This is a genomic window from Salmonella sp. NW1250 (assembly GCF_051812965.1).
GTDB lineage: Bacteria > Pseudomonadota > Gammaproteobacteria > Enterobacterales > Enterobacteriaceae > Salmonella > Salmonella enterica.
This window is the reverse complement of the sequence record NZ_JAMNDD010000001.1, coordinates 471,047-483,856: the sequence shown is the minus strand read 5'-3', so window position 1 is coordinate 483,856 and position 12,810 is coordinate 471,047. Positions and strand designations below refer to the sequence as shown.

At 50.4% G+C, this 12,810-nt stretch carries 13 protein-coding genes; 6 read left to right on the top strand and 7 right to left on the bottom strand.

Features of this window, described 5'->3' with window-relative positions; genetic code table 11:
• Positions 1–12: 12 nt before the first annotated feature.
• The 3 genes from sgcC to NBA72_RS02460 are packed head-to-tail and all read right to left on the bottom strand — an operon-like array spanning position 13 to position 2,733.
• Positions 13–1,326 (bottom strand): PTS sugar transporter subunit IIC SgcC, encoded by a 1,314-nt coding sequence (sgcC, locus tag NBA72_RS02470; protein ID WP_042947224.1) that lies wholly within the window; start codon positions 1,324–1,326, stop codon positions 13–15.
• Positions 1,327–1,336: 10 nt separating this feature from the next.
• Complete coding sequence (sgcB, locus tag NBA72_RS02465; protein ID WP_000976132.1) at positions 1,337–1,618, bottom strand: PTS sugar transporter subunit IIB SgcB; 282 nt, start codon at positions 1,616–1,618, stop codon at positions 1,337–1,339.
• Positions 1,615–2,733 carry a M42 family metallopeptidase gene (locus tag NBA72_RS02460; RefSeq protein ID WP_000144624.1) on the bottom strand — a complete coding sequence of 373 codons (1,119 nt, stop codon included), beginning with the start codon at positions 2,731–2,733 and terminating at the stop codon, positions 1,615–1,617. The genes sgcB and NBA72_RS02460 overlap by 4 nt, the downstream gene beginning before the upstream one ends.
• 216 nt (positions 2,734–2,949) lie before the next feature.
• On the opposite strand from NBA72_RS02460, the gene rimL reads away from it, so the two are divergent.
• Positions 2,950–3,489 (top strand): 50S ribosomal protein L7/L12-serine acetyltransferase, encoded by a 540-nt coding sequence (gene rimL, locus NBA72_RS02455; protein ID WP_042947228.1) that lies wholly within the window; start codon positions 2,950–2,952, stop codon positions 3,487–3,489.
• Here the strand turns inward: rimL and ydcK are convergent.
• The gene (gene ydcK, locus NBA72_RS02450) at positions 3,486–4,466 is read right to left on the bottom strand and encodes a YdcK family protein (RefSeq protein WP_000170585.1); all 981 of its coding nucleotides are present in this window, start codon (positions 4,464–4,466) and stop codon (positions 3,486–3,488) included. The genes rimL and ydcK overlap by 4 nt on opposite strands.
• A 106-nt stretch (positions 4,467–4,572) precedes the next feature.
• Between ydcK and tehA the strand changes: the two genes are divergently transcribed.
• From tehA to NBA72_RS02435, 3 genes are all read left to right on the top strand, one after another.
• Positions 4,573–5,586, top strand: coding sequence for a dicarboxylate transporter/tellurite-resistance protein TehA (tehA, locus tag NBA72_RS02445; protein WP_001243996.1), 1,014 nt, complete (start codon positions 4,573–4,575; stop codon positions 5,584–5,586).
• On the top strand, positions 5,573–6,169 hold the full coding sequence (tehB, locus tag NBA72_RS02440) for a tellurite resistance methyltransferase TehB (RefSeq protein ID WP_000218280.1): 597 nt from the start codon (positions 5,573–5,575) through the stop codon (positions 6,167–6,169). The genes tehA and tehB overlap by 14 nt, the downstream gene beginning before the upstream one ends.
• A gap of 155 nt (positions 6,170–6,324) precedes the next feature.
• Positions 6,325–6,993 (top strand): DUF3313 domain-containing protein, encoded by a 669-nt coding sequence (locus tag NBA72_RS02435; protein WP_001259025.1) that lies wholly within the window; start codon positions 6,325–6,327, stop codon positions 6,991–6,993.
• 53 nt (positions 6,994–7,046) lie between these two features.
• Here the strand turns inward: NBA72_RS02435 and NBA72_RS02430 are convergent, their stop codons facing one another.
• Complete coding sequence (locus NBA72_RS02430) at positions 7,047–8,225, bottom strand: benzoate/H(+) symporter BenE family transporter (RefSeq protein ID WP_001238501.1); 1,179 nt, start codon at positions 8,223–8,225, stop codon at positions 7,047–7,049.
• 90 nt (positions 8,226–8,315) lie between these two features.
• On the opposite strand from NBA72_RS02430, the gene NBA72_RS02425 reads away from it, so the two are divergent.
• Entirely contained in the window at positions 8,316–8,852 is a 537-nt protein-coding gene (locus NBA72_RS02425; protein WP_000369543.1) for a helix-turn-helix domain-containing protein, read from the top strand.
• 78 nt (positions 8,853–8,930) lie between these two features.
• A complete protein-coding gene (locus tag NBA72_RS02420) occupies positions 8,931–10,895 on the top strand; it encodes a peptidase U32 family protein (RefSeq protein WP_042947231.1) in 1,965 nt (654 codons plus the stop codon).
• Here the strand turns inward: NBA72_RS02420 and NBA72_RS02415 are convergent, their stop codons facing one another.
• Both NBA72_RS02415 and sifB read right to left on the bottom strand, forming a co-directional pair.
• Complete coding sequence (locus tag NBA72_RS02415; RefSeq protein ID WP_000956438.1) at positions 10,896–11,126, bottom strand: DUF2554 family protein; 231 nt, start codon at positions 11,124–11,126, stop codon at positions 10,896–10,898.
• Positions 11,127–11,397: 271 nt separating this feature from the next.
• Positions 11,398–12,348, bottom strand: a complete 951-nt coding sequence (gene sifB / locus NBA72_RS02410) for an SPI-2 type III secretion system effector SifB (protein WP_042947233.1) — start codon at positions 12,346–12,348, stop codon at positions 11,398–11,400.
• Between the last annotated feature and the right edge of the window lie 462 nt (positions 12,349–12,810).

Here is a 12,810-nt window from a genome sequence, read left to right as displayed (position 1 = left end):
CTGGGTTGCTCCTTATTCCGGTAGTTCACGTTTACGTAAGACAAGTATGATGCTGGCGACAATGCCGACCACAATAACCACGCCAATCATGCCCAGCGACATCAATTCAGATATTGACCAGCCAAACATATTTCCCACCGACAGCGCGGTAATTTGCGCGTTTTCAGCGGCGAAGCTAAAGCCGCCTTTGAGTGCCATATCGGTAAAGTACGGTGCGAACTGGGTGGCGATCAGCAGAACGGTAATCATGACAATGATGCCGCTGAGCAGAGTACGAATCAGATCGCCGCGATGAATAACCGTGGCCATGCAGATAAAAAACGGCGCAACCGGTAAATCAGCCAGCGGCAGGACTTTATTGCCCGGCAGTATGCTCGCCAGAATTAACATGATGGGAATTAACAGCAGTCCAACCGCGATGGTGGTCGGGTGGCCTAACGTCACTGCGGTATCCAGACCGATAAAGACTTCGCGCCCTTTAAAGTGTTTCTGGAAGAACTTACGCGCGCCGTCGGAAATGGGCATTAATCCCTCAACGATAAGGCGAATCATGCGCGGAAACAGCACCATAATCGCCGCCACGGTAATCATTAAGGTTGCGCACCCTTTAAAGCCTTCGCCTGCGGCAAGTCCGAAGATCAGCCCGAGAACAACGCCAATGATCACCGGGTCGCCGACCATCCCATACCGTTTTTGGATCTCCTGAGCGTCTATATTGCGTCCTTTCATAAACGGTATTTTTTCGTATATCGCATCCAGCAATACGAACAACGGCACGGAACTGGAGCCATACCCTTGCGGAATAGAAATCCCTTCCAGATCCACAATGTTCTGTACCCGTTTCGCCGTCCAGTCGGCCATTTTCAACGACAAGGCGGCGTGGCAAATCGCGCCCAGTACGCCATAAATCAGACTGCCGGTCATCAACTGGACGACCGTTCCGGTAATGGCGTAGTGCCAGTAGTTATAAATATCAACGTTCATGGTTTTGGTCAGACGAGTCACCAGCATACCGACGTTGAGCAGAAAGATAACGGGAATGATCATCGCGCCGATGGCCGTCGCATAGCCGACGCCGGATGCGGGCCCGGCGCCGACGTCAAACACATGCAGCGTCAGGCCAAAACGCTCAATCATCACTTTAATCGGCGGACTGAGACTGTCGATCGCCATGACGATCACTAACCCCATGCCGACAAAACCGATGCCGACCGTCACCCCGGCTTTCACTGCCTGCAGCCAGGGAATACGAAAGATTAAGCCGATGATAATCATAATGATGGGCACAAAAACGGTGCCGCCGAGAGACAGGATGTAATCAAACATAATGCCCCCTTTATTGTGTTAACAGCGCCTTGATTTCTTGTTTTAATGCGTCGTCGTTGATGCCTGTCAGCAGGGCGGCGCCGTTGAGCGTCGGGATGCCATAGTCACTGTGCGTACGCATGGACGTTACGATGAGATCCATACCGTTACAGTTCAACGGGATCTCATTCAGACAACATTGCGCCGTGGTTGCCGCAATGCCTTGCTCCGCAAGAAAGTCCTGCAGTTTTTGTGCAATCATGGTTGATGTCGACATGCCGGTACCACATGCCACAAGGATCTTTTTCATCATGGTCGTGCCTCTTGTGTAGCGCCTGTTTCAGGCTCAATGGGAAACTGTTCTGGCGACATATTGGCCAGCGCAGTCAGTAAACGGATACAATCAGTCAGGTCGCGCAGGCTGGCGACTTCGGCTGGCGAATGGGTATAGCGGCAAGGAATAGAAAGGCTGGCGCAGGGAATACCGTCCAGTTCAACCTGAATGTAGCCGGTTTCGGTGATGACGCCTGGCGCGACTTCTCGCTGTACGGGAATATTATTTTCGTGCGCGGTGGTCTCCAGCATCCGCAGCAAACGCGGCGGCGTAATCAGTCCCGCCAACGTACCGCGTCCGTGATAGTTCAGACAGGTGATGCCGACGCCGTGGTTGACCCGCACATCTGAGTAATCCTGCAGGTCAGGCGTGTCGCAGGATGGGGTGATATCAATACCAATCGCCAGGTCGGGGCGCACGCGTCGTAAAACGGGAATAATGCCGCGAATATTGAACTCTTCCTGTACCGACGCGACCAGGAATACCGCGATATCGAGCGGTGTGGAGGCGAGAGCCTCGGCGACGCCCAGTAGCGCCGTACACCCCAGCCTGTCATCCAGCGCCTTACTGCATACCAGATCGTTGCCCAGACAGTGCGGCGGGTTGTAAAGGGTTACTGGCGTCCCCACCTGAATACCCATTCGTTCGGCATCCGCTTTATCTTTTGCGCCGATATCAATCCAGAGTTTATCGAGCGCGGGTGGCTGGGTGCGCTCGTCACCCTTCGCGAAGTGATATGCTTTAATACCGATACAGCCCATGATATCGCCTGAACGTCCGGCAAGCGTCACAATCGAACCGGGCATAGTAATTTGCGCCGGGCCGCCCACGCGTTCAAAACGTAAAAAGCCGGAGGGTTCGATCTTGCGTACCATAAACCCCACTTCATCCATATGCGCAAAAATCATCAGGCGAAGCGCGTCGGATTTGTCGCTGCCATAACGGGCGACAACATTGCCTAAGCGATCCCGCCAGACGTCTTTGGCCTGCTGTTCAAACGCGTGCTGCATAACGTTTGCAATACTGCTTTCATGTCCTGAAATCCCGTTTAGCCGCAGTAAAGAAAAAAGCGTTTCCTGCACAGAAAAGGTCATTGGCGTCTCCGTGGTGATAAAACAATCAGTCGTTGAGCGTTTTATAGGCGGAGAATGGTTGGATAAGTGTGAAATGTGTCACGCGGAAATACGCTAAATATGGCCAATAAAAAATAATGTGATGGCGATACAATAAAAACGCTCATATCACCTGCGGGTTATCGGTAAACCAGACTATTTATGTGATTACGACCAACAACGAAGAAGGGCAACGCGATGGTGGAAATTATTCCTGTTAGCACGACGCTGGAACTGAGAGCGGCAGATGAAAGTCATGTTCCGGCGCTGCACCAACTGGTACTCAAAAACAAAGCGTGGCTACAACAGTCGCTCGACTGGCCGCAATATGTCACGTCGCAGGAGGAAACGCGTAAGCATGTGCAGGGTAATATGCTGTTGCACCAGCGTGGTTACGCCAAAATGTACCTGATTTTCTGCCAGAATGAGATGGCGGGCGTACTCTCATTTAATGCCATCGAACCGATAAACAAAGCCGCCTATATCGGTTACTGGCTGGATGAGTCCCTCCAGGGACGAGGGATAATGTCGCAATCATTACAGGCGCTGATGACACATTATGCCCGGCGCGGCGATATTCGGCGCTTCGTCATTAAATGCCGCGTTGACAATCAGGCCAGTAACGCAGTCGCACGGCGCAACCATTTTACGCTGGAAGGCTGTATGAAGCAGGCGGAGTATCTTAACGGCGACTATCACGACGTTAATATGTATGCCCGCATTATTGATGCGGATTAAAGGGAACCGACTAAGGGGGTACGCGTAATACGATCCTCGCCATTGATCACTTTTGGGCCGCGCAGGTGAATAGTATTGCCGTCAAAGGCTATCACCGTCGCCCGTCCGCTAATCTCGACCTGGCGCTCAATCAGAATTTCGCCCTGTATACAGGCATGGCCTTCAATCAGCACTCGGTCGTCCAGTAAAATCGGGCCTCCGCGTACCTCAGCATGTCCGCCTACCAGCACATGATGTTTTAACACACAGTTGCCTTCGATTAACGCATGTTCCGCTACCTGCGAGCTGTAGCGAAGGGTAGGGATCGCATCTTCTTCTGTACCGGCGATAACCCGCGCATGGCCATAGACTTTGGCGCAGTCACAGATCCAGACATTATTGTCTTTGTTGCCTTCGATGAGCGCGAAATCAAAGACCTCCGCCCGGTGCTCAATAAAAGCGTGTGTGATAGTGGCGTCGCCATAAAGCTGTACCTGATGGACAATCCGCGAATGGTTCACGGTGGCGCGATCGTAAATTTGTAAAATCTGCGCATGTTCATGCGTTAGTCCCTGAACGGCGAGAATTTCTGACTGGTTTAACACGCGGGCATCGCCATAAATCGCACACTCTCCGCGCACGGAAGAGGACTGAATGGTGACGTTGTCACTTATCCGCGCGCCATCGCTGATATCAGCGCGATCAATCCAGACGTTATCGCCTATTCGCACGTTATTGTAGAGCGTGCACGGCTGCGTGATACGCGCGTTCCCCGTAATTTCCGTGCCCGCAAAGGCCATCGCGTTTTCATCATAAATCCAGCAATCCCCCTGTTGTGACAGCACATTATCGGCATCAACCCAGCCGCCGGAGGTTCCGGCTTTAACATCGTTAAAATCCGTTACGGCAATAACTTGTCGTAATAAGACGCTTTTCTTCTCACCGTCTACCTGATAAGTAAAAGCACGAGGTTCTTCACTCAGTCGATATTTGGTCATAGGGAAATTCCGTGTGAACGATTAAGATAACCGTAGCAAAGGTACTGGCGAAACAACCAGAAATTCCATAAAATGCATTTCAAATATACTTTATAAATTAAACAAAATGCGTAATCACAAGCAGAGCGATCGCGTGCTCAATCTGCCTGCGGGCTATTTTGGCATCGTCCTTGGCACTATCGGTATGGGATTCGCCTGGCGTTATGCCAGCCAGATATGGGCAATAAGCCACTGGCCCGGCGACATCATGGTGATCCTGGCGATGATTATTTGGGCACTCTTGACCCTGGCGTTCCTTAGCCGTCTGGTGCGCTTTCCCCATAGCGTGATGGCTGAAGTGCGACATCCGGTAATGAGCAGTTTTGTCAGCCTGTTTCCCGCCACCACGATGCTGGTCGCGATCGGTTTCGTTCCCTGGTATCGCCCGTTGGCCGTTGCGCTATTCAGCGTGGGGGTCGTCATACAACTGGCGTATGCCGCCTGGCAGACGGCGGGACTTTGGCGCGGAGCGCATCCGGAAGAAGCGACAACCCCAGGACTTTATCTGCCCACGGTAGCGAATAATTTTATCAGCGCTATGGCCTGTGGAGCGCTCGGTTACAATGATGCCGGACTGGTGTTTTTAGGCGCAGGCGTCTTTTCGTGGTTAAGTCTGGAGCCGGTTATTTTGCAGCGACTGCGTAGCTGCGGCGAATTACCGGCGGTGCTGCGTACGTCGCTGGGTATCCAACTGGCGCCCGCGCTGGTCGCCTGTAGCGCCTGGCTGAGCGTCAATGGCGGGGAGGGCGACACGCTGGCGAAAATGCTATTCGGCTACGGTCTGTTACAACTTTTATTTATGCTGCGATTAATGCCCTGGTATTTATCACAACCGTTTAATGCTTCCTTCTGGAGTTTTTCGTTCGGCGTTTCCGCGCTGGCGACCACGGGGTTACATCTTGGTCACGGTAGTGAATCAGGGCTTTTCCATATTCTGGCCGTCCCGCTGTTTATTTTCACTAACGCTATTATCGCCTTATTGCTGGTTCGTACATTTCTATTGCTGGTGCAGGGGACGTTGCTTATTCGCACTGAGCGCGCTGCACTGTTGAAAACGGAGGAAAAAAATGACCGTTCGTGACGAAAATTATTTTACTGAGAAATACGGATTAACCCGCACGCATTCGGATGTGCTGGCGGCGGCAAAGGTTGTCGCGCCGGGCCGAACGCTGGATTTGGGATGTGGCAATGGCCGCAATAGTCTGTATCTGGCCGCGAACGGTTATGACGTTACCGCGTGGGATAAAAATCCGGCCAGTATGGCTAACCTTGAGCGTATTAAAGCGGCAGAAGGGCTGGATAATCTGCAAACCGACCTTGTCGATCTGAATACATTGACCTTTGACGGCGAGTACGATTTTATTCTCTCGACGGTGGTTATGATGTTTCTTGAGGCGCAAACCATTCCCGGTTTAATTGCCAATATGCAACGCTGCACAAAACCCGGCGGGTATAATTTGATTGTTGCGGCAATGGATACGCCGGACTTTCCCTGTACGGTGGGATTCCCGTTCGCTTTTAAAGAAGGCGAATTACGCCGCTATTACGAAGGATGGGACATGCTGAAATACAACGAAGATGTCGGCGAGCTTCACCGCACGGACGAAAACGGCAACCGTATCAAACTGCGCTTTGCTACGATGCTGGCGAGAAAAACGGCCTGAGCGATGCAAGTTCTGTAAGTCTCGCAGCGTTCGGCATTTTTTTGTCGGGCGCCGCGTTCAAATTGTGCTGTCGTTACCATTTTTAGTGCATCCAGAATGATTTCGTTTTGCTATTATTTCCTTTGCATCATTGCGAAGACTAAAGGGATCGTTTCATGCGTACTCATACTTTATTTAAAGTTGCAGTGCTTACTGGCTTGCTGGCGTTATCCGGCTGTGCGTCCAAAGTCACACAGCCGGATAAGTATTCTGGATTCTTAAAAAATTATTCGGACCTGCAGGAAACTACCTCCGCCACGGGAAAACCGGTGTTGCGCTGGGTAGATCCACATTTCAATGACTCTAACTATGACAGTATTGTTTACAATCCGATAACATACTATCCCGTCCCCAAACCAACGACCCAGGTCGGGCAGCAAGTTCTTGATAAACTGCTGGCTTATACGAACACTAAAGTAAAATCAGCAATTGAACAGCGCAAACCGCTGGTCACGACGCCAGGGCCGCGCAGTTTGATTTTCCGCGGGGCGATTACGGGCGTGGATACCAGCAAAGAAGGGCTGCAATTCTATGAGGTGATCCCTGTAGCGCTGATTGTGGCGGGCACGCAAATGGCGACAGGCCACCGGACCATGGATACCCACCTCTATTTTGAGGGTGAGCTGATAGATGCCGCGACCAACAAGCCGGTCGTCAAGGTAGTACGTCAGGGTGAAGGTAAAGACCTGAGCAATTCCAGTACGCCAATGGCGTTTGAGACGTTGAAACAGGTCGTGGATGATATGGCGACGGATACCTCTATGTTTGACGTTAACAAAAAATAATTTTGCGGCGCCATCGCAAGATGGCGCAAACCCCGGCAGATTAGCGGTCGCCATCAGCCAGACAACGATGGGCGGCGCGTTCTCGTTAATACTGCGTAGCCTATCCCGCCAGCGATCAACCCCCAGAATGCCGATCCGATGCCCATCAGCGTTAGCCCGCTGGCGGTGACGAGAAATGCGATAACTGCCGCGTCACGCTCACTTTCGTGGGTAAGCGCCTGATACAGGCTACCGCTAATCGTACTTAACAATGCCAGACCAGCCAGCATTTGCACCCAGCTAACCGGCAGGGCGACCATCAGCGCGGTTATCGAACCGCCAAACCACCCGGCAAGTAAATAAAAAACGCCTGCGGCGGCGGCCGCTAACCAGCGACGCGTTGGATCGGGGTGCGCGTCCGGGCTTTGACAAATGGCGGCTGTAATGGCGGCAATGCAGATAGAATAAACGCCAAATGGCGAAAGCAGCAGCGCCAGCAACCCGGTAAAAATCATTAACGGAGAGACAGGAAGCTGATAGCCAGACGCCTTCATTGTGGCGACGCCGGGGGCGTTTTGCGATGCCATCGTCACCAGGAAGAGCGGTACCGCGACGCTCAGGCTTTGAGCGAATGAAAAGTGGGGGGGAACGAAGGTGGGCCACACCGGCGCGAAATGAATACCGCTCATCGCCACCTTACCCTGGATGAGCGCCACCGTTATTCCCATCACCATGGCAGCAATAACGGCATAGCGGGGCGCGAATACTTTAAAGAGTAGCCACGCCAATAGCATACCGCCGCACATGACAAATTCTCCATTGAGCGTCCCGAACGCCTGCAGGCCGAAGCGTAGCAGTATTCCCGCCAGCATTGCAGCGGCAAGAGAATGGGGGATTATCCGCATCAAACGCGCAAACAATCCCGTGACGCCGCACAGCACAATCAGGGCATTGGCGACAATGAATATGCCCACGGCATCTGGCAACGATAATCCCTGAAGCCCTGTCACCAACAGGGCGGCGCCAGGCGTTGACCAGGCGGTTAAAACCGGCGCACGATACCACAAGGTTAACGTTAGTGTGCTTATGCCCATGGCTATACCAAGGGCGGTCATCCAGCCAGCGATCTCTGCGGGTGTTGCGCCAGCGGCAAGCGCCGCCTGCCAGATAATGGCGGCGGAACTCGCATAGCCGACCAGAACGGCGACCAGACCAGATAATACAGTAGGTAACGGCAGTGATAACAGACGCATGATCGCCTCTTGTGCGTTATAACGGTCAGTCAATGTAGCATTGTGCGTTATAGCGTACAAGTGATACGCTATGGTCTTACAGGGGGGAAAATGGATAACCTGACACACTATCTGGCGACCACGTTAAGAACGTTACGCCATCAGCGAGGCTGGAGTTTATCGCGTCTGGCGGAGATCTCCGGCGTCTCAAAAGCCATGTTGGGGCAGATAGAGCGTAATGAATCCAGTCCGACAGTCGCAACGCTGTGGAAAATTGCGACGGGCCTGAACGTTCCATTCTCAATGTTTATTTCGCCTCCGCAGGCCGAATTTCCGCCAACCTTCGATCCCCAGCAGCAAGCGATGGTAATTACACCGCTGTTTCCGTGGGACCCAGAACTCTGTTTTGACTATTTTTCCCTATTGCTGGCGCCTGGCGCGTGCAGCGAATCAGCGCCGCATAAAGCCGGCGTTATCGAACATGTGGTGGTGATTCAGGGTCGGCTGGACATGTGTACTGGTGGGGTATGGCAAACCATAGACGCCGGTAAAGGTTTGCGTTTTGCCGGCGATACGGCGCATACCTATCGCAACAGCAGTGACCAGACGGTTCATTTTCACTCGCTGATCCATTACCCGCGTGATTAAGCGGGAAAACTATTTCGTTAGTTTGCGCTTCTGACTACAATAGCCGCCATTTCGCTGCTATTGGATAAGAAAGACTGTATGCGCCAGCAACCTCACTATCTCGAATTGTTAAGTCCGGCCCGTGACGCCGCAATTGCTCGCGAAGCGATTTTGCATGGCGCAGATGCCGTCTACATCGGCGGACCCGGTTTTGGCGCACGTCATAACGCCAGTAACAGTCTGCGCGATATCGCCGATCTGGTCCCGTTTGCTCACCGTTACGGCGCCAGGATTTTTGTCACGCTGAATACTATCCTGCATGATGATGAGCTGGAGCCCGCGCAGCGGTTAATCACCGATTTGTACAACACCGGGGTGGATGCGCTGATTGTGCAGGATATGGGCATTCTGGAACTGGATATCCCGCCGATTGAGCTTCACGCCAGTACACAGTGTGATATTCGCAGCGTGGAAAAAGCGAAGTTTCTTGCCGATGTCGGTTTTTCACAGATTGTACTGGCGCGCGAGCTTAATTTGAGTCAGATAGCGGCTATTCATCAGGCTACTGACGCCACGATTGAGTTCTTCATTCATGGCGCGCTGTGTGTCGCTTATTCTGGACAGTGTTATATCTCTCATGCGCAAACCGGGCGCAGTGCCAATCGGGGCGACTGTTCGCAGGCCTGTCGTTTACCGTATACGTTAAAAGACGATCAGGGGCGGGTGGTCTCTTACGAAAAACATTTGCTATCGATGAAAGATAACGATCAAACGGCTAACCTCGGCGCGTTGATCGATGCAGGCGTACGTTCCTTCAAGATTGAAGGGCGCTACAAAGACATGAGCTATGTCAAAAACATCACCGCGCATTATCGTCAGATGCTGGACGCGATTATCGAGCAACGTGGCGATCTGGCGCGTGCATCGGTTGGTCGGACCGAGCACTTTTTTGTTCCCTCCACGGAGAAAACCTTCCATCGCGGCAGCACCGACTATTTTGTTAACGCGCGTAAAGGTGATATTGGCGCATTTGATTCACCAAAATTTATTGGCTTGCCGGTAGGCGAGGTGCTGAATGTGGCGAAGGATTATCTCGACGTAGAAGCTACGGAGCCGTTGGCGAATGGCGATGGTCTGAACGTGTTGATTAAGCGTGAAGTGGTGGGTTTTCGCGCCAATACGGTGGAGAAAACCGGTCATAACCGCTACCGCGTTTGGCCAAATGATATGCCTGCCGACCTGCATAAAGTCCGTCCGCATCATCCGTTGAATCGTAATCTGGATCATAACTGGCAGCAAGCGCTGACAAAAACCTCCAGTGAGCGCCGTGTGGCGGTTGATATCATGCTGGGCGGCTGGCAGGAACAGCTTATTCTGACGCTGACCAGTGAAGACGGTGTCTGCATCACGCATACGCTTGACGGGGTATTTGAGGAAGCCAATAACTCTGAAAAAGCGTTGAATAACCTAAAAGCCGGACTGGCGAAGCTGGGACAGACGCCTTACTACGCGCGTGATATGCAGGTGACATTACCGGCGGCGTTGTTCGTGCCAAATAGCCTGCTCAATCAGTTCCGTCGGGAGGCGATTGATATGCTTGACGCGGCGCGGCTGGCCCATTATCAACGAGGTCGTCGGAAACCCGTGGCGCAGCCTGCGCCGGTCTATCCGCAAACGCATCTCAGCTTTCTCGCTAATGTCTACAACCACAAAGCGCGGGAATTTCATCACCGTTACGGCGTACAATTGATTGATGCGGCCTATGAGGCGCATCAGGAGAAGGGCGAGGTACCGGTCATGATCACCAAACACTGCCTGCGTTTTGCGTTCAACCTTTGTCCAAAGCAGGCGAAAGGAAATATTAAGAGCTGGAAAGCCACGCCGATGCAGTTGGTGCATGGCGATGAAGTACTGACGCTAAAATTCGACTGCCGCCCTTGCGAAATGCATGTCATTGGCAAAATTAAAAACCACATCTTAAAAATGCCCCAGCCCGGCAGCGTTGTCGCTTCAGTGAGCCCTGAAGCGCTGATGAAAACGCTGCCGAAGCGTAGGGGCGTTTAATTAACGAAAATAGCTCTCTGGTTTGCGCGATTTCTGCCAGTTGTGGTGCTCGCGCAAGCCTTCCGCGGATTCTTCCGCTGCCGCCCGTAATTCATCACTGTCGGCTTCGTGTCTAAGCTGGTGCCCTCCCGTCGCAAACCATACGAATGCGTGGTCTTGCTGTTTCGCCAGTAACTGGCCTGAAAACAGCGCACAGGTCAGTAAAACTACTGATAACGTTTTTGTAAGCATCATGCCACCTTCCAGTTACGTCGTGAGGCTATGATGCCAATAATTTCTTTGAGTTATTATTCAACACTTCAAATTAGCGAAAACGGTTTGTCAATAAGTGCGATAAGTTGTATGAGAAAATATACTTATACTCAGTATCTCAATTATAAAAATAACGAGCCAATTCGTTCCATGCGAAATTCATTATTTCCTGGAAGTATATTTTAAAGGTATTGTATTAGATGGTTTTGGTATTGCCAGGGGATTGTAAACCATACTATTTATGGTGTGGTCAACTCTGGTGATGAGCCTCATTTTTTGTTGTTTCAACGAGTGAAGATAAATCTTCAGAAAAAAGGCTGTTATGAACTTGTAACGCTACATATTCAGCAAGGTCGTTTAAACATAGCAGGCCATGAGAGGAACTTTCCTCAAGCATATTCATTAATATCTCATTCTTAAACAAACATGAATAAACTAGTTGAGTAACTGAGCTTTGTGTATGATTTGCATGAAATGTTGCATTCTTTAAGTTAGTATTCTCAATAACCTTTGCGGCTATTTTGTTTTTAATAGCGTCGTCAATAGGTGGTACACCTGCCTGGGCGATGCCCAGATTAATCCTGGAGGAGATGGCGGCTTTTCTTTCCTGTTCCTTCCAGTCACATAAATTACCCTTTTCTGCCATGTCGATAAGCGTCTCTTTTATATTTTTTAGGTCAACGGAAAATGTTATACCGCCGGATAGCGAGAGTAGTAACCGCTCAGGGAACAAGCAACATAGCGGTTCACAAACATAAGTGCTAGCTTTTATATTAATATCAGAATATCTTTTCAGGTGGGCAGACTGAGTATCAACACAGAGAACTGTTCTATTCATTATCTCATAATAGTAGTGATCCTGACGTATCATAATGCATAACGGAATATCTTCGCCATCTTTAATACAGAGATTTGTATATTGACACTCAGCATCTTTATAGTGCTGAAAATGGAAATTTCCTCTGCATGATGGTGATGATAATTCATATAACTTGCAAAATAAATCAAATAAACGTTGCGCGTCAGGTGGAGAGGCAACATCACATAATTCCTTTATATATTGATCGGCAGTGGATCTTTGCGTGTCACAAAAAAAATCTTTAATCTTTTCCCATAGTAACGTAAAGAAGGAGCGTTGAGAGATGGCACTTTGGGAAAACATCTCACTTTTTAGAAACCCTCTCCCGATAGTAATTGGCATAATGTAGACCACAAGTGATTATATAATACTTCATTACTGGAATAGGTGGTATTCAAAATATTATCCCATGTTGTCCATCGGTTTGCCTATCGGTGAAACACCTGATTTTTGCTTTGCCCTGAACGCTCAAATCGACCCGTAGCTTTAGTCATGCCCACGCCTCCTGGCCATGAAGTATGTCAGGTAAAACGAATGAAAGTAAAATGGTTTTCTTAATTCTCACATCATCATGTACCATGAGCAATGATTAATTACGCGCTATATTATTTTTAGAGAAAGTAAATAGTTGCTCAACCGTGTAGAAATTGTCTTATAAGAAGTTAAACTAAAAGTATTATTAGGCTAACAACAATGAGATATTTAGCGGCAGGGCAGAAGGCCAATACTGATAGCACTTATGATATAAACACCTTACTCTTTATTTTTTGTCTTAATTATATTTGTTGTAACGATTAGCTGACG